The following is a 21,333-nucleotide window of genomic DNA, read 5'->3' as shown; positions in this document are numbered from 1 at the left end:
TAATTGCTATTCCATACAAGCAGAAAATACAACATTATATTTAGGAAATATAGCAATTTTTATGACTTTTATTCGAGAAACTATTACAGCTATTCGGATGACTATGGTGCTGTGGTTGATCACGGCAATTATCTATCCTCTGGGAATCTTGGTTACGGGTCAAGCTTTGTTTCCATTTCAAGCTAATGGTAGTGTGATGTTTAATATAGAATCGCAAGCTATTGGTTCTACTTTAATTGGCCAGACTTTTACATCTGATGCTTATTTTCACGTTCGTCCCAGTCATGTGAGATATAGCCAAGGAGAACAGGCCAGCCCTACTGGTATATCAGGTGCTAGTAATCTGGCTCCTAGTAATCCCGCACTGCTAGAGCGCATTTTAGACGAAGAAAGTAAATTACAAGAGGAAAATATTCAACCCCTGGCTGAGTTAATTTATGCTTCTGGTTCTGGTTTAGATCCACATATTTCTTTGAGAGCAGCTGGCCAACAGTTAACGCGAGTGGCTCGCGCTCGTGATATCTCAGAAAATGAAATATTACGTTTAATTAATATATATACTGATAGAAAATTTCTGTGGATTTTTGGTGAGCCGGGAGTGAATGTGCTGCGATTGAATTATGCTCTTGATCTGCAAGATATTAACCGTCAGTGAAGAAGCAGGGGTGCAGGGTGCAGGGTGTAGGGGGGAAGAGCTAGGTAGGGTGAAAGAAACTAAACCATGAATCAGGTAGACTATCTCCGAATTAGCCTTGTTGATCGGTGCAATTTTCGTTGTCGGTACTGTATGCCAGAGGGGGTAAAATTTGATTATCTCCTCAAGGAGGAATTATTAACTAATGAGGAGTTGCTGAGGCTGATTCTAGAGGTATTTATGCCTTTGGGTTTTAGCCGGTTTCGCTTGACTGGTGGGGAACCGTTGCTGCGTCCTGGTGTAGCAGAGTTAGTGGGGGCGATCGCATCATTACCCCAAACTCAAGACCTTTCTATCACTACCAATGGCTTTTTATTAGCCCCCCAAGCTCAAAAACTCTATGATGCTGGTTTACGGCGGATAAATATTAGCCTGGATTCTCTAAATTCAGACACATTTGACCAAATTATCGGTAATCATGGACGTTCTCGTTGGCAAGAAATTTGGCAGGGGATTCAAGCGGCTCATAGCGTAGGATTTGACCCTCTGAAGCTAAATGTAGTGGTGATTCCTGGTGTAAATGATCATGAAATCCTCGATTTAGCTGCTTTAACAATTGACAAGCACTGGCACGTCAGGTTTATTGAGTTTATGCCCATTGGGAATGGTGATTTATTTGGCGATCGCGGTTGGATATCTTCCCAAGACTTACGCCAACGTATCCGCCAGCGCTGGGGCTTGACAGAATCTCAGATTTGTGGTGCTGGGCCTGCTGATGTTTTTCAAATTCCCGGTGCAAAGGGAACCGTGGGATTTATTAGTCAGATGTCAGAATGTTTTTGCGATCGCTGTAACCGGATGCGCTTGTCTGCTGATGGTTGGCTGCGTCCCTGTTTACTCAATGAAACTGGGCAAATTGATTTAAAAATTGCGCTGCGTGCTGGTATTAGCACCAAAAAAATACAAGAGCAAGTTAGACAGTTATTAACAATCAAGCCAGAAATTAACTTTAAAGAGCGCGACCCTGGAACTACAGGTCTTTACACCCGTACCATGTCCCAAATTGGTGGGTAAAAAGAGGCAGGGGGGCAGGGAGCAGGGAGCAGGGGGGTGTGGGAAGTGTGGGAGGTGTGGGGGAAAAGATTGTCAACAATACCCAATATCCAGTCCCCAGTCCCCAGTCCCCAGTCCCCAATCCCCACTCCATAAAAAAACTCCCCTCTCCTGAGTCAGGAAAGGGGCAGGTGTTAAGTATATACTTAATTGACACTCCTCACTCTAAAGAGATGAGGATTCTTGCTTCATCCGTCCGAACTAGAAACCCGAATACAAGTATTCCAATTTCCCCGTTTGGATACGTCCACAAGCACACACGGACTGCCCGACCGCGTTTGAAAAGGCGTTTAATTTCTGGTTTTTCCTCCCACATTTGTACAAGATTTAGGATTTATACTACCAGGGTTCCGGATCAGGAGTCGTCCGCTTGACCTACTTCGTTTTTTATTTGTGCGCTTTACCGCTAAAGTTATAATACTCTAAAAGCCGCCCTAGAAGGGCGGGGCTTTAAATCACAATTTTTCGGTAACTAGGCTTGACGTGAGTAGTATTCCACCACAAGCAGTTCATTAACTTGTAACGCTACCCATTCTCTTTCAATGACGCTGTTAACTTTACCAGTCAACTTAGCTTTGTCAAATTCCAGATGACTGGGGAGATTAGCTAAACCAGGATATTGTAAATTGGCTTCTACCAACTTGCGAGAAGCTTCGCGGTCTCTGACTGCAACCACTTCACCGGGACGACATTGGTAACTAGCGATATCAACTCGCTTACCATTAACTGTTACGTGACCGTGATTCACTAGCTGGCGAGCTGCGGGGATGGTAGGAGCCATACCCAAGCGAAAAACGGTATTATCCAAGCGCATTTCTAGTAGTTGTAGCAGCACTTGTCCGGTAGAACCAGTAATCCGTCTAGCTTTACGCACATAGCGTAACAGTTGCTTTTCGGTTAAACCGTAGTTCATCCGCAGCTTTTGTTTTTCTTCTAGACGAACTGCATATTCAGTACGCTTCTTGCGGTTTTGACCATGTTGACCTGGTGGATAGTCTCGTCTAGCACTTTTACGACTTAATCCTGGCAATTCGCCTAAGCGACGTACAATTCTGAGGCGTGGCCCTCTGTATCGGGACATGAGTTTCCTTAATCTAATCCTGTTAACTTTTAATCAGACATTCAATTTTGACACTTTCCTGATTATATAGCAGGGAACAGGGAACAGGGAACAGCAAACAGGCTTGAAACCATTTAATTGTAAGGGTTCCACTCTCTGTTTTGTTCTAAGCTACCTGACAACTGTGATAAATCAGGAAATTCTTGGTTATGCGAAACTGCTGACTTTGACGTTACTTGTCGAAGCTGAGGCATTTTCTCCCCAAGCATAAAATCCGGACTGTCTTGCCGTACTCTAACAAACCGGTTTTTTGCGTTTATTTAGTTACGTAGGCTACGCAATCACGCAGTATTCCACCTCGGAAATACTTTTACGCTGTCTACTTATCTTATATTTTGACTATATTAACACCATTCGCTTCAGCATCAATCCCTCTGCCCAAAATCTTTGATGATCCGCAGTATCCGGAACTGTTAAAGCTACAATTATCATCAAATGCCATTCACTACTTTTTTAGAAGTGGGTGCTAAAAATATTTGATTTTTTATTTATCCCAGTCCCCAGTCCCCAGTCCCCAATCCCCAATCCCCAATCCCCAATCCCCAATCCCCAATCCCCAATCCCCAATCCCTATAAAAATGGTTAAAATCACTGCGCGTAAATTTGTTGGTCGAGAAAATGTTTATGACATTGGAGTGAAGCGTGACCATAATTTTGCGATAAAAAATGGTTTCATAGCCTCCAACTGTTTCAATAAATCCCATTCTACGGCTTATGGGTATGTTACTTATCAAACTGCATATTTAAAAGCTAATTATCCATTGGAGTATATGGCGGCGCTGTTGACGGCTAACAGTGGCGATACGGATAAGGTGCAGAAGTATATTAATAACTGCGCCAGCATGGGTATTACTATTGATCCACCGGATATTAATCGTTCTGGACTAGATTTTACACCTGCTGCGGGCAAAATTTTATTTGGATTTACAGCAGTACGGAATGTGGGACAAAATGCGATCGCCTCTATTTTGTTAGCCAGAAATGAGGGTGGCGAATTTCAATCACTGGCGGATTTTTGCGATCGCGTGGATTTGCGTGCTGTTAACCGCCGGACTGTAGAATCATTAATTCACTGTGGGGCTTTCGACAAAATTGAATCAAACCGACAACAATTAATTTGTGATTTAGTCTTGGTTTACGATTGGGCGCAATCCCGTGACAAAGATAGAGCTAGCGGTCAGGGAAATCTGTTTGATTTGTTAGGCGATAGTTCTACTAATACTCAAACCAGTAATGCTTTTGATGTAGTTCCCAAAGCCGAACCTGTAGGGGATTTTCCGCCCCAAGAAAAGTTACGCATGGAAAAAGAATTGCTGGGATTTTATGTTTCCGATCATCCTTTAAAATCTTTAACCAAAGCCGCATCAGTCCTGAGTCCCATTAACCTCGCACAGCTTAACGACCAAAGAGAAGATACCAAAATTTGCGCCGTGATCATGCTGAATAATGTCAAAAAAGTCATGACCAAAAAAGGGGCGCAAATGGCAATTTTGCAAATAGAAGATTTAACTGCACAATCGGAAGCCGTTGTTTTCCCCAAAACCTATGAACGCATTAGCGATCAACTCCAAGTTGATGTCAGGTTAATCATTTGGGGTAAAGTAGATCGCCGAGATGACCAAACTCAACTGATTGTGGAAGACGTAGAACCAGTGGAAACAGTGAAAATGGTCATGGTAGAATTAAACCCTCAACAGGCGCGTGACATTGAAGAATTACGCCGTTTGCAAACCATCTTACAGGAACAATCAGGAGATAAAGAAAAAGCAAATATGCCAGTGATTGGAATTGTCCAATCGGAAAATTCTCGTCAGTTAGTGCGGTTTGGTTGGCAATTTTGTGTACAAGATTCTCGGCTAACAGTTCAAGCGTTGCAAAATGCCAGATTTACTGCTCATTTACAACCCCTAATTGGGAACTAATCCCCTTTCCGAAAACCGCGCTGTTTCATTCGCTTGTGTTGGAGATTTGTCAAGGGGATAATCTCACGCAAAGGCGCATCAGCGAAGCGAAGCACGAAGTGCGTTAGACGCAAAGAAAAATCAGGTATTTCGGGCTGAAGATACCAAAATTTCTTGTCCTAATTGTGGATTTGCCCTCAATTTTTATCTCTTTGACACTTGTGATTTTAACCGTTTTAGGGAACGAAACAGCCCTGCTTTCCGAAAACCGCGCCGAAACTTTCTTCCTTCTTTCCTTGGCGTTCTTTGCGTCTTGGCGGTTCGTTTCTCCAATAAACCAACACAAACGAGAATTAGACTTTCTCTTGAGGTGGTGTGGCGATTCCCTGTTTGCGGAGATTAGCCTCAAGTTCGTGAATGAATTGCATATCTTCCGCTAATAAAGGTTGAATTGCAGGGGATTGTTTTTCCAGAAAATTGAATGCTTCGCGGAATTGATGGGGAGTAGCGGAAATGGGAGCATCAAAATGACAGGGGATAATTTGGCGGAAATCCCAGCGTGCAACTTGATCAGCCCAAATTAAGACTTCTTTGGGGCCTTGGGGGAGAATGAGAATTTGCAGAATCGGGGCGACAAACACACGTCCATGACTGCGGAGAATTTGGAATGATTTTTGCCAATCGTCTCGCCAACGAAAGGGAAATAAACCAAAGTAAGCCTGTGGTGAATGTTGTGGTGCTTGGAAAGCCTCGCGGAACATTTGCCCTAATCCAGTTGTTTCCAGGGAATGGGGACGAAAGTAAATGGCAAATAGGCAAATACGTTTCCATCCTTTACGGCGATTTTCTGGATGATCGGCGATCGCCTCACAAGCATGATCCCGGCCATGAAACAGCAAGGGGTATGGGTCTAATTGGGTAATAGCTGGTGGTTCCTCTGGTACAGACACTATAGAATCAGTCAGTAGCAAAGTGTGCGATCGCCTGTGGAAAAATGCCACTTCTACAAAAGAACCCCGTCCCAAATTAATATCCAATATCTGATAATCGAAGTCATCAGCAAAAGGACTTTGGCTACTATCTTCAGGAAGTACCTGAGTGCGTTTTGCCGGAAAACCCAGCCAACTCAAAGGTAAATTGAAAGGGAAACTCCATTGATGGGGAGCGACAAAAACCTGTGCTTGGGGAAATTTTCTGGCAAAAGGACCGACAAAAACTTTATGCTCTAAACCAGAACTAGTTGGGAGAACGATGTATTTCACATCCCCATGCTGGCTGACTAACTGATTAACCAGACGGAGACATTCACGAGTAGCAGCCACTGGCGCATAAACCAAAAGCCCCCCGGCGGACAGTTTAACTACAGTCATCCGAATCGGCACTACAGTATAGAGAATGCCTTGCAGCTGGTCAAAAGTCCAGATTGTATCCTTGACTATTTCCGAGCAAATTGTCCGCCGCTTACTGTAGGGATAAAGTGGTACAGCAGGCCAAAAAGGCCATAACCAATCTTTGGGATTATGAGTTTGCTGTCCGTTCATTGCTTAAAGTTTTTGTCAACATTATCACCATCAAGGCAATTGCCAAAATTAAGGATACATTCCTAAGTAAAGAATTGTTCCAGTGCTGGATTGCGATCGCTACCAATGCCCAAACTGTGACTCCTGAATAAGCAAAGTCTCGATTTTGTAACGCCATGACTGCGGCGATCGCAAAAGCGACCAACAACATCATAGCAGTCCATAATTCCGCCGAAATGCCCCACCCATTCCATTCTTGCAAATACAACCAAGAAGCCACATTCACAATAGTCGCCACACTAATCCAACCCAAATAAATACTAATAGGGAAATGAACGCACCATCTCTTCATCTGAGAAACACGCTTTTTACCAATTTCTAAACGCAAGTAAACAGCAATCAGGGATAGCAGAATTAACAGAATAGCGATCACCGAAAAACCAAAAAGTCTATACAAAAAAAGATATACCCAGACAATTTGAGCCACAGATGCAAGTACCAACAAATATCCGGTTTTGCGTAAATCTACATCATCCTTCTGGTTAGGTAGAAATTGGTAGATTCCCAAAGCGAATAAACCTAAATAAATTAATCCCCAAATAGCGAAAGCATAGTTAGCCGGAATAATCAGCACATTAGCGAATAAAGTATTAGAAACCTCTCCAATCCTCAGTCCATTGGGAGGATAAAGATTTGATACCACATTCACAGCAAAACCAGCAACAATTGCTATTAGCGTTGCCAGTTGGCGGATAAAATCCTGGTTATTTCCAGATGTAGAATTTTGCATAAAATAAGCAGAGAAATTATATCTTTATCTGCTTTAATTTTACATCTTTATCCAGCAAAACTTGACTTACCACACATTGTAATCAGATTCTCATCAGCATTTATAATCTTATTAAACAAATATGTAAAATAGTAAAAATACCTTGATTTGCACCTAATAGCGTTTATTAGTCTAATAAAGTACAAAACTATCTGCGTTTATCTGTGTCCATCTGCGTTTAATTATTACTGCTTGTACTTCACTTGAATGGGAATTGCTATAATAGCAATTTAAGATAAAGAGACATAAATATAATTTAACCAGAAATCCAGTTCCCATCCTCGCTTGCGGGGAGGGGCTAGGGGTGGGGTCTTATGACACAAACGAGAATTTACCGACTTGTTTGTACACTATAGGCTTGTGGGAAGGAGCTAGGGTTGGGGTAAAAATAATATGCAGCCTCACAAATAAGTCTTCATCAATAATTTTAAAAAACTAAAATATAGATAGATGAGTTGTTTTTACTAATGGCATTATTTAGTGATGAATGTGCCAATCTTCAGCTTGCTGGCGAATAGAATTGAGTTCTTCAGAAGACATTTTATCGAGATTATTTAAAATAAAACTCATCCTTCCTTGAGATTTTAGTTGATCACAGTGTCGGTGCAGAAAATCCCAATAAAAGAAATTGAACGGACAAGCATTTTCACTTATGCGTTCCTTGTGATCATAAACACAACTTTTGCAATAATTACTCATCTTATTAATATAGTTAGCAGAAGCAGCATAGGGCTTGGATGCTAACACCCCGCCATCAGCAAATAAACCCATACCAATGACATTAGTTTCCATTACCCAGTCATAAGCATCAATGAATGCTGCATGAAACCAGTTTTTCATCGCTTGTGGCTCAATTCCAGCAATCAATGCAAAATTACTCAACACCATTAATCGTTGAATATGATGGGCATAACCTGTACGTTCTACTTGATTAATAATCTGGTGTAAACAATTCATTTTAGTCTCACCAGTCCAAAAGAATTGTGGTAATGGTTGAGTATGGTTAAACCAATTTTTTTCAGGATAATCTACATCTACAAAATGATAAATACCATGCATATATTCTCGCCAACCTAATACCTGCCGGATAAACCCTTCCACACTATTTAATGATATTTGGCGCTGCTTATAAGCTGCTTCCACCGCTTGAATAACTTCTAAAGGTTGGAGTAATCCCAGATTTAAGTAAGGAGAAATTAAAGCGTGCCATAAGGTTTCTTCTCCTGTTAGCATCGCATCCTGATAAGTACCAAAATCGGGTAAACGATATTGAATAAACCAATCTAAAACTTGTAGTGCTTCGTGACGACTTACTCCCCAATTAAATGGCTCTAAATTTCCATAGGTGGGAATTTTCAGCGACTTAACTTTAGCAATCACATCAAGGGTAATCTCATCAGGTTTAAACCATTTTTCAGCAGGTGGATTTAACTTTCCTTTGGGAGGTTGCCGATTTTCCTTATCTAAATTCCACTTTCCTCCTACTGGTTTATCTTCCTCCATTAAAATTTGCCACCGTCGCCTTCCTTCCCGATAAAAATCCTCCATTAACAGACGTTTCCGACCAGAAGCCCAATTATTAAATTCTGCTGTATTCCACAAAAAACCATTATTAGGAATGAGACTGATTTCACAAGGAAGGTCTAAACTTTCAATCATCTCGCTAAATGGTCGGTCATTTGGTGTCATTACCCGCAACTCGGTAATTTCATTTTCCCTGACCCATTCATCCAGTGGGTTAGCAAAATCTTCAGCTATTTTGTAAGTCACCGAATACTTTAGTTGCTGTAATTCTTGGGCAAAATGCCGCATCGCTGACCAAACCAAAACTAGCTTTTGTTGATGATAAGGACGAGTTTGAATATGTTGTATTGATTCGATAAATATTACAAATACATTCTGTTGATCAGAACAACTTTGTAACGCTGCTTGTTCTAGCGAAAGCTGGTCGCCTAATATCCAAATACCAATATTCATTACTTAAAAATGGGAGCATCCCAAATGTGCAAGTTTAATTTATTTATGAAATAAACGAACCGCCTATCGCTAAGGCGAAAGCTCCGCTAACGCGCAGCTTATGCCCCTTGGGCTTTAGACGCAAAGAACGCCAAGGGAAGAGGTTATTATAGGGTTTTTGCATCAGTTTCCATATTTTTGCCAAATTGGAATCCTCCCCTTAAAATTAGTTAATTAAATTGCAGTTTTAGGTTTTTTGATTCTGAGATTTAAATCTACCAGCGATAAAATCTCGCTCATGCAGGTGTTTTGTTTTGCGCTTGGTAACTCGCTTGCGCCACATTTTAAAACTAGATTCTTTCATTTCCTTTCTCATCAGCTTAATTACCTCTTTTTCCGATAAGCCAAATTGAATTTCAATAGCCTCAAAAGGTGTTCTATCTTCCCAGGCCATTTCTATGATCCGATCTATACTTATAGAATCTAGTTCAGGTAATTTCATATATTTTTGCAGGTTAGGCAAATGTATGGGTAAAAAATTAGTAAAAATCTTGGATTTGGTTGTTCAAAGCAACCTACTTGTAGTATAACAGGATGATTCTCAAAAATCCCTGATTTTGGCTGCTGTAATTCATGCGATCGCATGAAATTCTAAATATAGCACTAGTCTAATAAAATACTAAATTATCTGCGTTTATCTGCGTCCATCTGCGTTTAATAATTACTAAAAACTAATGCGACCTTATCACCAAATCCCGATAATAGAATGTGATGAACTGCTGGTGCAAATACCTGTAGAATTATTTGCAGTGGAATCTCCCCATCCTTATGAAAAACTGGGTGCAAACTATGAAGAACTTTCACCTTATTATCTCCGCCAAAGTGTGATTGATCGCTTAATTCAAGCCCAAAATTATTTACAATCACTCCATCCTCATTGGTATATCCAAATCTTTGATGCTTATCGTCCTGTAGCTGTACAACAGTTTATGGTAGATTACAGCTTTGCCCAAGCGCTACAACAGCAGGGATTAACTGAAGCTGAGTTATCACCAACCCAACGCCAACAACTTTGGGAGTCAGTGTACGAAATTTGGGCTGTACCCAGTTGGGATGAAAATACTCCCCCTCCCCACAGTACCGGTGCTGCTGTAGATGTTACCTTGGTAAATCATGCTGGTGAAATAGTTGATATGGGTTCGCCCATTGATGAATTGTCAGAGCGATCGCATCCCCATTACTATAGCAATAGCGATCATCCAGAAGCCCAACAATATCAAGCCCATCGGCAATTATTGTATGATGTCATGTCCACAGCTGGATTCCAACGTAATCCCAGAGAATGGTGGCATTTTTCCTTTGGTGATCAGATGTGGGCTTGGTTGTATAATCAAAGTAATCCGGCTCACCCTTCCACTGCACATTATGGCCGCAAAACATTTAAACCTTGAATAATCGACTTTCATTACAGCAAAAATTACAAACTTCCCTAGAGGAGATGCAAACCAAAAGCAATCTAAAATCTCCTCTTACCGATTTGCAGTTAGACCAAAACTTAAACGCAGAAATTGCCCAATTGGTTACAGAATTAGAAAACTGCAATCCTCATCCCCAACCTCTTGTCAACGCAATTTCTTTACTCAATGGTGCATGGAAATTGCTTTACTCCACAGCTAGAGAAATTCGTTCTTTAGATTCTCTACCATTAGGATTAAAATTAGGTGAAGTTTATCAAGTAATTGATGTCAATAATCAACTATTTTTTAACTTAGCTTTTGTCAAACATCCTTTGGGAATAGTTTCTGGTTTCGTGAAAGTAACAGCTAGTTTTGCACCAGCCACAGATGATTTATCCCCCCTACCAAATCAACGTATCAATGTAACTTTTGAAAAACGCTATCTCTCCATTGAGAACCTGTTTGGTATTCACGCTCCCCAACTCAACCCCTTTAAAGTAATTCCTGCTAAGGGTCCCCAAGGTAGAGTACCTACTCTGGATATTACCTACTTAGACGAAAACTTCAGAATTGGTCGTGGCGGAGATGGTAGCTTATTCGTTTTGCGTAAAGCCGATGACTTAGGTGAAATTGTCAAGCATCTTCAGGATTAAGATTAATCATTTCCCAAGTCGTATAAGTACCAATGGGACTCCAGAGTAAATAAGGGACTAATAGTAATACTGCGGGCATAGAAATAGGTAAAATTGCCAATATTAATATTAAGCAAATTACAAAACCTGTGCCACCCAAAATTGTGCCTACCCGTAGACTACGCAAGCGGAACATTACAGGTGTATAGGCGATAGTAACTATTTCTAATAGTAAATATAAACCCATAAATAACCAAGTTCTTGTAGTTCCGGGATTACTTTCCCAAATAATATAAGCTGACCAAGCACCGCAAATAAATATTACAGTCCAGATGATAGGAATCACCCCTTCAAAAGTTAACCATCTCGGTCTTTGTAAACGTTTAAACCATTGGATATCGCTAGGCGTAATCACATTAGCCACTAACGCAACTAAAAAAGCTACACCCCCAATTACCATCCACGATCTAATCATGTCCCATATCCTTTACATTTTGCTACCTATCTTTCAATATCATGCTTCATATTAATATTTTGTCAATTTAATAATTATTTCTTAGTGTACGCAGGAATATAGGACTCCTATTTGATTTTTCAAAAAAATCACTATGCTGTTACTAATTTTCCCTGTTCCCTGTCTCTAAAAGTAATTATGGCTCTAAGCGCAGCTATGCCGTCAGGCTTTACGCCACGCTACGCGAACAGGAATCAAACCGGATTTCTATATTCCTAAAGATTGAGGGCTAATTATCTCCGTAGTTAGGTGTATAACTCAGGGCGGTAGAAATATGATTTAGTGTGGGGGTAAGGTAAATAAATAATAAATATGCAACCAAAAACAGAAGTGCGATCATCGCTTGCCACATCACATCATAATAGAAATAGAATACAAAAAATTGCCCATCAAATTCGTCTCACAGGTTGGGTTTTGTTGTGGGTGCAATTGGCATTAGCGCTGGTTTCTGGGTTATTATTGTTGTTCGCTTCTCCTGGACGTAACTTTACAGACCAAGCGAATCCAGGCTTAGGAATTGGTGTAATCTGGGCTATAATTGGCATCTTATTATTACTCTTTAGCGTATTTTGGGATTTCCGTTACACCCGCATCGGTAGACGCTTAGGTAATATTAATCCTACTTTGCATCCTAGTAAAACGGATACAACCAGAGCCATTCGCATGGGAATTTTGCTGAGTTTAGTCGGAATACTAATCACTATTTTAGGCGCAGGAATCAGCGTTAGTGTACTAGTAGCGAAAGCCGTATCCCAACCCCCAGGAGTAGCAATTACTGACCCCAACAAGATTATTCGAGCGCTGGATGTATTCATAGTCGTAGCTAACATCAATGGAATTGCGGCTCATTTTGTCGGTACGGTTGCTTCCATCTGGTTACTAGAAAAAGTGCATCAACATTAAAGAGGGAATGGGGAGTAGGGAATAGCTGCTATTAATGTAATTAAGTATTCCTAGTTCACATCCCATAAAAATCAATGACAATTCTCAATGCTAGTAATTTATCTCTAGAAGATGTTCAGCGTCTGTTTGGCTTTCAAAAACAGTACAGTGACTCATTTTCTCACCTGTTATCCCTGAAACCTCTCACCGGAGTAGAACAGCAGGAACTGAAACAGGTTCAGGATGACTTTGATAGATATCTTACAGCCGGGAAAGTTTCGGAAGGACAGGTGAAATTTCTGGTACTTGCACCCTTGCTGAGATTAGCTGGATTTTATCGCTATCCTATCGAGATTTGTCTAGAAGAAGATATTGCTGATATTGAGGTTGAAGATGAAAATACCACAATTAAAGGTAGGATGGATATTTTAGCTATTAGTAAAGCTAAACATAGCAAATCTCAAGTACATTTCTGGATACTTTTAATTGAATCAAAAAATAGTCAAATTGATATATCAACAGGCTTACCTCAACTGCTCACTTACTCTTATAAAAGTTTAAATAATCAACCATCTGTTTGGGGTTTAACAACTAATGGCAGAGGTTATCAATTCGTTTATATTGAACAGGGTAATCCTCCCATTTATCACTTGATGCCATTATTAAATTTTATGGAACCTCCGCGTGGATCTGAATTATTACAAGTTTTAAAAGCCATTTGTCAGATGTGACTAATCGTTTCAATCCTCAGTTTAGTTTTGCAAAAATATTGACTTCGTTATAGTCTTAAGTATCAGGTATTCAAAGTAGCTTATAAAAACCAGTTATCGATTTGAAGATCGAGAAAATCAGCATAATCTGATACATTATTAGTAACAAGAATTAGATCATTAACATGAGCAATTGCAGCAATTTGACCATCTGGAAATGATGGTGTTTTGCCAATAGCTACTAAACGCGCTCTTTCTAAAGCGTGCCATTTAGCAGCGTTATTATCATACGGTAGTATAGGTATATTAGGCTGAATTACTTCTTGGAGATATTTTTCTATAGTCCGACGTTTTTTTGAATCTGGAAGACGATAAGACCCGAAAAGTATTTCATGATAGACAACAGTTGCTGTAGCTATTTCATTTTCATACTGTCGTATCATTTCCATAACATTCGAGTTAGGAATTGGGCGCAATGGCTCAGAGAAAACATTAGTATCTAATAAAAAGCGCAGACTCACCAGTTTACCTCACGTCCTGGTGAAGTATCTCTCACATTTGCAAAAACTTCTGGTTCTATTTCTAATTCTTGTTCTTGGCGAAATTTTTCTAGTGATTGCCAGAACTGAGACTCACTAATTCCATTTTTTTTAGGTTCTCCATGTATAATTTCAATCACTATTTCCTGACCATCAGGAATTTGTATTTCCTGAAATAATTCTATGGTGTTCTTGCGTTTGATACCTTTAATTTTCATACAGCAAAGTTTATTAACGTTAAATCTGTGTGCTTAATTTTAGCAACTAGGAACACTAGGATATCTCTATTTTAGAGATTAAAATTAAACCTTTGTAAAATAATTCCCCTTTCCCCTCAGCAACCCTAAAACTTCAAACCATCCAATAACTCCCCCATTTCCCGCACACTTACCAAGGAATTAGCACACAAAATACCCGAAGCAGCTACCGCAGGGACACCAATTCCTGGCATAGTGCTATCACCCACACGATACAAACCCTTGATTGGAGTTTGCGTACTAGGAAACATCCCCTGACCCGCAACTATACCCGCGCCGTAAGTTCCCTGATATCGTCTCAGATAACCAGCATGAGTTAGCGGTGTCCCAATTAGTTCCAACACCACACGCTCACGAATATCGGGAATAACTCGCTCTAAAGCGTGATATAAACTTTGCGCTTTCTGTGTTTTCTTCTCTTCATACCCGCCATTTCGTTCCCATCCAGCATAAGGTTCCAGAGTGTAAGCATGAACTACATGATGTCCCTCTGGTGCTAAGGTTGCATCCCACACACTGGGAATGGAAATCATGCAAGTATTACCCGGTACGGTGATATCTTGACTAGAATCATGAACTACTACATGATGTCCCGTTAAATTTTCTAAACCAGTCGCCTTAATGCCTAAGTGTAAATGCATAAAGCTATCGATTGCGGGTGTTTCTAATGCAACTTGCCGATAGGATGCAGGTAAATCTTCAGGGCGTAACAAATTATTACAGGTATCCCAAATCGTTGCGTTAGAAATGACTATGGGAGCTTGGAGAATTTCGCCATTTTGCAACTTTACACCCACAGCTTGACCGGATTCCACCAAGATTTGCTCAACATGACACCCCAGACGTAACTGACCCCCCCAACGTTCTAAACCCCGCACCAATGCATTAATAATTGCACCACTTCCGCCCACAGGATATTCCACCCCGGCACGGGTACGTTCACCTAACATAAAAGCTACCTCTGGGGCAATTGTGCCGTGTGCCTTTAAACCAGATAATAAAAAGCATTCCAGGTCAATTAGCCGCCGTACCCAAGGGTCTTTAACTGTAGCATCCATGACATTACCCACAGAAGACTGCACCAGGGGTAAGTTGGGTAACATTTTCACCAATGATGAAAAGTAACGTTGGATTAATACTAAAATCACTTGCCAATCTGCCCTTAAAGCTAAAGTGGGAATACCTTTCATTCCTGCGTATAGCTTTAATAAGCGTTGGGCAAATTGTTGGAATTGTTTAGCACCTTGGGGCGTAATTTTATCCAATTCAGCAAGGTACTTCTCGCTATGGCGATAAACTGCAAAAATAGCTTCAGGAAAGTGGTAGTGTCCAAAGGGATCGTAGGGTATGACTGGGAGTGATTCCCCTAGAACTGTAAGAACTTGTGTTACGGGATTCAAACTCTGAGGATCTGTAAGACCACAATAGAAAGAGGGGCCAGAATCAAATTCAAATCCCCGTCGTCTGAAGCTGTGGGCTGCACCACCTGGTATGCTATGGCTTTCACAGACAATCACTCGTTTACCATAACGAGCTAATAAACCAGCAGCGCATAAACCGCCGATACCGCTACCAATAACGATGACATCAATTTGAGGGTGTTGAGGATTTAGTGCTGAGTTCATATTTTAATGTGTAATGGTTAATGATATATGTATGGTTCGGAGCAGAATGATTAGCCGCCGTAGACGCGCCCAGCGCGGCTTCCCGAAGGGTAAAACGCCGATAAAGAAGGCGATTTAATTGTTTTCATTTATTCTGGACTGAAGCTTATTGATGAATAATGAATAATGAATGAGCCATTAATTGAATTGAAAGGTATTTCTAAATCTTTTGGAAATAATAAAATTTTGGATAATGTGGATTTGACTATTTATCGGGGGGAAGCCTTGGGGATTATTGGCCCTTCTGGTACTGGTAAATCAACGGTTTTACGGATTATTGCCGGATTATTGGCTCCTGATAGTGGAGAGATTTATGTCCAAGGGGTCAGGCGAGATGGGTTAATTGAGGACAGCACTGATCCTATCGGTATTGGGATGGTGTTTCAACAGGCGGCTTTGTTTGATTCTTTGACGGTGGATGAGAATGTGGGTTTTTTACTGTATCAACATTCCAAGATACCGCGATCGCGCATTCAAGCACTGGTGAAAGAAAAGTTAGAAATGGTGGGTTTATCGGGAATTAGCCATCTCTACCCCTCTGAACTATCCGGGGGAATGCGAAAACGGGTGAGTTTTGCCAGAGCGATTATCTCTAATCCTGATAATCTCGCAGAAGGACCAGAAGTTTTACTGTACGATGAACCCACAGCCGGACTTGACCCTATTGCTTCAACGGTTATTGAAGATTTAATTCGTGAGTTACAATTGACACAAGGAGTCTGTAGCACTTATGCGATTGTGACGCACCAAGATAGTACGATTCGCCGCACTACTGATAGACTAGTTTTTCTTTATCAAGGTAAAGTGCAATGGCAAGGTAAAGTTAGTGATATAGATAATACTGAAAATCCCTTGATTAGACAATTTATAAGTGGCAGTGTGGATGGTCCAATTCAGGTAGCTGGCTAAGTGGATGGAGAAATAATATGCGAGATATCATAACAAACAGCTTTGCCTCTAAACGCACATTAAGAGAAGGCTCCGTGGGGTTGCTTATTGTCTTCGGTCTGGGAGCATTTGTAATGATTGTTCTCTGGTTGAATAGATTTACTGCTGGTAGTAATTCATACAAATTTATTGTAGAATTTGCTAATGCTGGTGGGATGCAAAGAGGCGCACCAGTTCGGTATCGGGGTGTGAGAGTAGGCAATATTTCTAGAGTGCAAGCAGGATCAAATACTGTTGAGGTGGAAATTGAAATTGCTCCAGCTGATTTAATGATTGCCAGTGATGTGGTGATTGAAGCGAATCAAAGCGGATTAATTAGTGAAAGTATTATTGATATTACACCCAAAACAGATATACCTGTGGGGGCGATCGCATCACCCCTAGCTGATGACTGTGACCCAACTCTCATAATCTGTGATGGTTCTCGGTTAAGGGGTGCAATTGGGATCAGTATTGATGAACTAATTCGCACCTCAACGAATTTGGCTACGACATACAACGACCCGCAATTTTATCAAAAATTGAATCGACTTCTAGAAAGCTCAACCGCAGCAGCCACTAGTGTGGCCTCTCTGAGTGAGGATTTCCGCACCTTGAGCAAAAGCTTTGAACAACAAATAGGCACATTTTCCGCTACAGCTAATTCAGTACAACGCGCCACAAATGAACTGAGTGTATCTGCCACTAGAACGGTAGATCAATTAGGTGCAACAGCAAGTGAATTTAGTACCACAGCTAATCAAGCTAATCGGTTGTTGAATAATTTAGATGACCTAGTGACAACTAATCGGAGTACGTTAGTTGGGGCTTTGAACAATATTACCGAAACTAGCAACCAACTCCGCATCACAGTTAATAGCTTATCACCTGCGGTGAATCAAATAGCCCAAGGGGAATTACTCACCAATTTAGAAAATCTTTCGGCAAATGCAGCCCAAGCCTCAGCCAATTTACGGGATGCTTCTACAGCCTTAACTGACCCGCAGAATTTAGTGCTAATGCAGCAAACCTTAGATTCAGCCAGAGTGACTTTTGAAAATACCCAAAAAATTACCTCTGATTTAGATGAATTGACGGGTGATCCTGCTTTCCGGCAAAATCTTATACAACTGGTCAATGGGTTAAGTGGCTTGGTATCTTCTACAGAAAAAATGGAAGAACAAGTAAAGGTAGCTGCTAGATTAGATTCCCTGAAAACAGCAATTAATAACTCTGATATTCAACAGCCTGCTGTTAAGCAACCCACGGTTAAGCAAAAACCCGTCACTAAACCTAATCTTGAGATTCCCCTCCCCAACCCTACTCAAAAGGCGCTGAATCTCAAAACCATACCTGCTCCTGTTAATGTTTTGTCACCCAATTCCCCAGCCACAATTTCCCAAACATCCCAAGAAAAACTACTACAACAGTTAAGGAATTATGGAGAAGAAAGGAATTTGGATTCATCACCATAGGATTTAAGCTAATTTTCCCCCACTCCCCACACCTCCCACACTCCCCACACTCCCTAATTCCAATCCTCCTCTTCTTTTTTTCCACGACTTTGATAAATTCCCCCGACATCATGAAGCTGGCGAGTTTTTTCAAAAAGTTCAGTTTCCGTTAAACCCCACTGCTGCAAGATTTTATCCAGGTCTTGTTGAATATCTCTGGCTCCTGGAAAACCTTGATAACGAATTTTTAACCTAGCTAATTCTGCTAAATTGTAGTTTGTTGGCTCTTGAGCTAGTAAAATAAGAATAGAGGGGCGATCGCGGTTATAGAGAGGATGTTGTTGATCTTTATTTCCGTGCAATTCAGACATATTTTATACCTGTATTTCCTAAATCAAATCATCCCTAGTCCAGATTACTAAGTCTTTCCATTCCCTCAAAATTAATCATGACGGCAACCACACCTCACGCCATACGGCTCTCACCACTGCCATGCAACTTTAAATAAAGATACATTATCTTTAAGAAAATACAAAAAAGTTTAAATAAGGGTGAAGATTTAGCTCACCCAAAGCCCAAAGCAGCAAGGGAGCAAAAACCCATTATGTTTGAACACTTCACTTCCGAAGCCATTAAAGTAATTATGTTAGCCCAGGAGGAAGCACGTCGCCTGGGACACAATTTCGTAGGAACTGAACAAATCCTCCTGGGTCTAATCGGGGAAGGAACTGGGGTTGCTGCCAAAGTGCTAGCGGAATTGGGCGTTACTCTCAAGGAAGCACGCCGCGAAGTCGAAAAAATTATCGGTAGAGGTTCTGGTTTTGTACCACCAGAGATACCTTTTACACCCAAGGTAAAAAGCTTATTCGAGCAATCGTTCCGAGAAGCTAATAGTTTGGGACATAATTACATCAATACCGAACACTTACTCTTGGGATTAACTGAGGCTGGCGAAGGTGTCGCCGCCAAAGTTCTGCAAAATCTAGGAGTTGACCTGAAAAATGTCCGCACAAATGTCATCCGCCGTTTAGGGGAAGGTACATCTGTATTTGCGAGTCCAGGCGGTAGTTCCAAGCGTGGTAAAAACCTCAGCCTAGAGGAATTTGGCAGAAATCTGACTAAATTAGCCCAAGAGGGTAAGCTAGACCCTGTGGTTGGTCGAGCGAAGGAAATTGAGCGGACTATTCAAATTCTCGGTCGGCGGACAAAGAATAATCCGGTGTTAATCGGTGAACCAGGAGTTGGTAAAACTGCGATCGCCGAAGGTTTAGCCCAACGTATTGTCAATCAGGATGCTCCAGAAGTTCTGTTAGACAAGCAAGTTATCAGCCTAGATATGGGGCTACTGATATCTGGAACCCGTTTTCGTGGTGACTTTGAAGAACGCATCAAAAAAATAGTCGAAGAAGTTCGTTCTGCTGGCAATATTATTCTAGTGATTGACGAAGTTCATACCCTAGTGGGTGCGGGTGGTACAGAAGGAGGCTTAGATGCAGCCAATATCCTCAAACCAGCCCTAGCACGCGGTGAACTGCAATGTATTGGTGCTACCACTCTCAATGAGTATCGCCAGCATATTGAACGGGATGCAGCTTTAGAGCGTCGTTTCCAGTCAGTCTTGGTAGGGGAACCCTCAATACAAGAAACCATTGAGATTCTCTATGGCTTGCGGAGCGCTTACGAACAGCACCACAAAGTACATATTTCTGATCAAGCAGTAATTGCAGCAGCTGAATTATCAGACCGTTACATTAGCGATCGCTTCCTACCAGATAAAGCAATCGACCTCATAGATGAAGCTGGTTCTCGTGTGCGCCTGCGGAACTCTCGGATTTCTAGCAACAAAGAACTCAAGCAGCAATTAGTCACCGTCACTAAAGCCAAAGAAGAAGCCATCAGACTTCAGAACTTTGACAAAGCTGGAGAACTGCGCGGCGAAGAAATGAAACTCGCAGCCGACCTAGAAGCAGAATCACAAACTGATCAACCTGTCAACTCTCCCATTGTCGATGAGGAAGACATTGCTCAAATCGTCGCCTCTTGGACAGGAGTACCAGTTAACAAACTCACCGAATCAGAGTCAGAGTTACTGTTGCACCTAGAAGACACACTCCACGAGCGGTTAATTGGTCAAGAGCAAGCTGTCACAGCCGTATCTCGTGCCATCCGTCGTGCCAGAGTTGGGTTAAAGAATCCCAATCGTCCCATTGCCAGTTTTATATTCTCAGGCCCCACCGGAGTAGGGAAAACCGAACTAGCTAAATCCTTAGCATCTTACTTCTTCAGCAGCGAAGAAGCCTTAATTCGCCTCGATATGTCCGAATACATGGAAGGACATACAGTTTCCAAACTCATTGGTTCACCTCCTGGTTATGTAGGATACGACGAAGGCGGTCAACTTACAGAAGCAGTGCGCCGCAAACCATACGCAGTGTTGCTATTCGACGAAATTGAAAAAGCGCACCCCGATGTATTTAATATGCTGCTGCAACTGTTGGATGATGGACACCTCACCGATGCTAAAGGTCGGAAAGTGGACTTCAAGAATACCTTAATTATTCTCACTTCCAATATTGGTTCCAAGGTAATTGAAAAAGGTGGCGGTGGTTTAGGGTTTGAGTTTGATACTGAAGCCAATGCTAGCTACACCCGCATTCGTAACCTAGTGAATGAGGAACTAAAAGCCTACTTCCGCCCAGAATTTCTCAACCGTTTGGATGACATTATCGTCTTTACCCAATTGGCTAAGGATGAAGTCAAGCAAATTGCTGATATTCTGCTGAAAGAACTTGCAGGCCGCTTGACTGAAAAAGGCATCACTTTAGAAGTTACAGACCGCTTTAAAGAGCGTGTAGTCGAAGAAGGCTATAACCCCAGTTATGGTGCTAGACCTTTACGCAGAGCAATTATGCGCTTGTTAGAAGATCCTCTAGCTGAAGCCATGCTATCTGGAGAAGTCACCGATGGAGTGACAGCCACTGTAGATATTGATGATGACAATCAGGTAACAATACATGGCTCAGAAAAGCGTGAGTTACTCTTAGCTAATGCTGGCTAGTATTTCAACCAATTCAGTTAAAGAGAACTTTTCCCCTGGTAGTCTTACTAGGGGATTTTTTTATGCTACATGAGTAATTAGGGTTTGCTGAGTAAAGGCTTTTATCCTACTCCCTACTCCCTACTCCCTACTCCCTACTCCCTACTCCCTACTCCCTACTCCCTAC

The 21,333-nt window shown here is 41.4% G+C and carries 20 protein-coding genes; 10 read left to right on the top strand and 10 right to left on the bottom strand.

From position 1 onward, the window contains the following. The first annotated feature begins 61 nt into the window (after positions 1 to 61). Both kdpC and moaA read left to right on the top strand, forming a co-directional pair. On the top strand, positions 62 to 655 hold the full coding sequence (kdpC, locus tag ACM0OP_RS14565) for a K(+)-transporting ATPase subunit C (protein ID WP_414529140.1): 594 nt from the start codon (positions 62 to 64) through the stop codon (positions 653 to 655). Between the two features lie 66 nt (positions 656 to 721). Further along, positions 722 to 1,708 carry a GTP 3',8-cyclase MoaA gene (gene moaA, locus ACM0OP_RS14560; RefSeq protein ID WP_414529139.1) on the top strand — a complete coding sequence of 329 codons (987 nt, stop codon included), beginning with the start codon at positions 722 to 724 and terminating at the stop codon, positions 1,706 to 1,708. A 511-nt stretch (positions 1,709 to 2,219) separates the two neighbouring features. On the opposite strand, the gene rpsD is transcribed toward moaA, so the two are convergent. Then, on the bottom strand, positions 2,220 to 2,828 hold the full coding sequence (gene rpsD / locus ACM0OP_RS14555; protein ID WP_414529138.1) for a 30S ribosomal protein S4: 609 nt from the start codon (positions 2,826 to 2,828) through the stop codon (positions 2,220 to 2,222). A gap of 617 nt (positions 2,829 to 3,445) precedes the next feature. On the opposite strand from rpsD, the gene ACM0OP_RS14550 reads away from it, so the two are divergent. Next, the gene (locus ACM0OP_RS14550; protein ID WP_414529137.1) at positions 3,446 to 4,789 is read left to right on the top strand and encodes a helix-hairpin-helix domain-containing protein; all 1,344 of its coding nucleotides are present in this window, start codon (positions 3,446 to 3,448) and stop codon (positions 4,787 to 4,789) included. Between the two features lie 332 nt (positions 4,790 to 5,121). Here the strand turns inward: ACM0OP_RS14550 and ACM0OP_RS14545 are convergent, their stop codons facing one another. From ACM0OP_RS14545 to ACM0OP_RS14530, 4 genes are all read right to left on the bottom strand, one after another. After that, entirely contained in the window at positions 5,122 to 6,309 is a 1,188-nt protein-coding gene (locus tag ACM0OP_RS14545) for a DUF4336 domain-containing protein (protein WP_414529136.1), read from the bottom strand. Continuing rightward, on the bottom strand, positions 6,287 to 7,078 hold the full coding sequence (locus tag ACM0OP_RS14540; protein WP_414529135.1) for a tryptophan-rich sensory protein: 792 nt from the start codon (positions 7,076 to 7,078) through the stop codon (positions 6,287 to 6,289). Before ACM0OP_RS14540 ends, ACM0OP_RS14545 begins: the two co-directional genes overlap by 23 nt. A 516-nt stretch (positions 7,079 to 7,594) precedes the next feature. Continuing rightward, positions 7,595 to 9,094, bottom strand: a complete 1,500-nt coding sequence (locus tag ACM0OP_RS14535; protein WP_414529134.1) for a cryptochrome/photolyase family protein — start codon at positions 9,092 to 9,094, stop codon at positions 7,595 to 7,597. A 226-nt stretch (positions 9,095 to 9,320) separates the two neighbouring features. Then, positions 9,321 to 9,575, bottom strand: a complete 255-nt coding sequence (locus ACM0OP_RS14530; protein ID WP_414529133.1) for a TIGR03643 family protein — start codon at positions 9,573 to 9,575, stop codon at positions 9,321 to 9,323. A 232-nt stretch (positions 9,576 to 9,807) separates the two neighbouring features. Here ACM0OP_RS14530 and ACM0OP_RS14525 point away from each other — a divergent pair, with 232 nt between their 5' ends. Both ACM0OP_RS14525 and ACM0OP_RS14520 read left to right on the top strand, forming a co-directional pair. Then, positions 9,808 to 10,524: a M15 family metallopeptidase gene (locus ACM0OP_RS14525; protein WP_414529132.1), complete on the top strand. Its 717-nt coding sequence runs from the start codon at positions 9,808 to 9,810 to the stop codon at positions 10,522 to 10,524. Then, the gene (locus ACM0OP_RS14520) at positions 10,521 to 11,183 is read left to right on the top strand and encodes a PAP/fibrillin family protein (RefSeq protein ID WP_414529131.1); all 663 of its coding nucleotides are present in this window, start codon (positions 10,521 to 10,523) and stop codon (positions 11,181 to 11,183) included. Before ACM0OP_RS14525 ends, ACM0OP_RS14520 begins: the two co-directional genes overlap by 4 nt. On the opposite strand, the gene ACM0OP_RS14515 is transcribed toward ACM0OP_RS14520, so the two are convergent. Continuing rightward, entirely contained in the window at positions 11,164 to 11,637 is a 474-nt protein-coding gene (locus ACM0OP_RS14515) for a TspO/MBR family protein (protein WP_414529130.1), read from the bottom strand. The two genes, ACM0OP_RS14520 and ACM0OP_RS14515, sit on opposite strands and share 20 nt — an antisense overlap. A 351-nt stretch (positions 11,638 to 11,988) precedes the next feature. Here ACM0OP_RS14515 and ACM0OP_RS14510 point away from each other — a divergent pair, with 351 nt between their 5' ends. Next, the gene (locus tag ACM0OP_RS14510) at positions 11,989 to 12,579 is read left to right on the top strand and encodes a DUF3611 family protein (RefSeq protein ID WP_414529129.1); all 591 of its coding nucleotides are present in this window, start codon (positions 11,989 to 11,991) and stop codon (positions 12,577 to 12,579) included. 74 nt (positions 12,580 to 12,653) lie between these two features. Continuing rightward, entirely contained in the window at positions 12,654 to 13,289 is a 636-nt protein-coding gene (locus ACM0OP_RS14505; protein ID WP_414529128.1) for a restriction endonuclease subunit R, read from the top strand. An 80-nt stretch (positions 13,290 to 13,369) separates the two neighbouring features. Here ACM0OP_RS14505 and ACM0OP_RS14500 read toward each other — a convergent pair whose 3' ends face one another. The 3 genes from ACM0OP_RS14500 to ACM0OP_RS14490 all read right to left on the bottom strand — a co-directional run bounded on the left by ACM0OP_RS14500 (position 13,370) and on the right by ACM0OP_RS14490 (position 15,689). Then, positions 13,370 to 13,789 (bottom strand): type II toxin-antitoxin system VapC family toxin, encoded by a 420-nt coding sequence (locus ACM0OP_RS14500; RefSeq protein ID WP_414529127.1) that lies wholly within the window; start codon positions 13,787 to 13,789, stop codon positions 13,370 to 13,372. After that, positions 13,786 to 14,025, bottom strand: a complete 240-nt coding sequence (locus ACM0OP_RS14495) for a hypothetical protein (RefSeq protein WP_414529126.1) — start codon at positions 14,023 to 14,025, stop codon at positions 13,786 to 13,788. The genes ACM0OP_RS14500 and ACM0OP_RS14495 overlap by 4 nt, the downstream gene beginning before the upstream one ends. Before the next feature lie 125 nt (positions 14,026 to 14,150). Further along, the gene (locus ACM0OP_RS14490; RefSeq protein ID WP_414529125.1) at positions 14,151 to 15,689 is read right to left on the bottom strand and encodes a phytoene desaturase family protein; all 1,539 of its coding nucleotides are present in this window, start codon (positions 15,687 to 15,689) and stop codon (positions 14,151 to 14,153) included. Positions 15,690 to 15,854: 165 nt separating this feature from the next. On the opposite strand from ACM0OP_RS14490, the gene ACM0OP_RS14485 reads away from it, so the two are divergent. Continuing rightward, positions 15,855 to 16,637 (top strand): ABC transporter ATP-binding protein, encoded by a 783-nt coding sequence (locus tag ACM0OP_RS14485; RefSeq protein WP_414529123.1) that lies wholly within the window; start codon positions 15,855 to 15,857, stop codon positions 16,635 to 16,637. A gap of 17 nt (positions 16,638 to 16,654) precedes the next feature. Continuing rightward, positions 16,655 to 18,130, top strand: a complete 1,476-nt coding sequence (locus ACM0OP_RS14480) for an MlaD family protein (RefSeq protein WP_414529122.1) — start codon at positions 16,655 to 16,657, stop codon at positions 18,128 to 18,130. 53 nt (positions 18,131 to 18,183) lie between these two features. Here the strand turns inward: ACM0OP_RS14480 and ACM0OP_RS14475 are convergent, their stop codons facing one another. Beyond that, positions 18,184 to 18,480, bottom strand: coding sequence for a DUF3288 family protein (locus tag ACM0OP_RS14475; protein ID WP_414529121.1), 297 nt, complete (start codon positions 18,478 to 18,480; stop codon positions 18,184 to 18,186). Positions 18,481 to 18,713: 233 nt separating this feature from the next. Here ACM0OP_RS14475 and ACM0OP_RS14470 point away from each other — a divergent pair, with 233 nt between their 5' ends. Beyond that, positions 18,714 to 21,167, top strand: coding sequence for an ATP-dependent Clp protease ATP-binding subunit (locus ACM0OP_RS14470; RefSeq protein WP_414529120.1), 2,454 nt, complete (start codon positions 18,714 to 18,716; stop codon positions 21,165 to 21,167). The last annotated feature ends 166 nt before the right edge of the window (positions 21,168 to 21,333 follow it).

The organism is Nodularia chucula CCY0103 (genome assembly GCF_963923915.1).
Classification (GTDB): domain Bacteria; phylum Cyanobacteriota; class Cyanobacteriia; order Cyanobacteriales; family Nostocaceae; genus Nodularia; species Nodularia chucula.
Note: the sequence above shows the minus strand (reverse complement) of the source record. Positions and strands in the feature narration are given on the sequence as shown.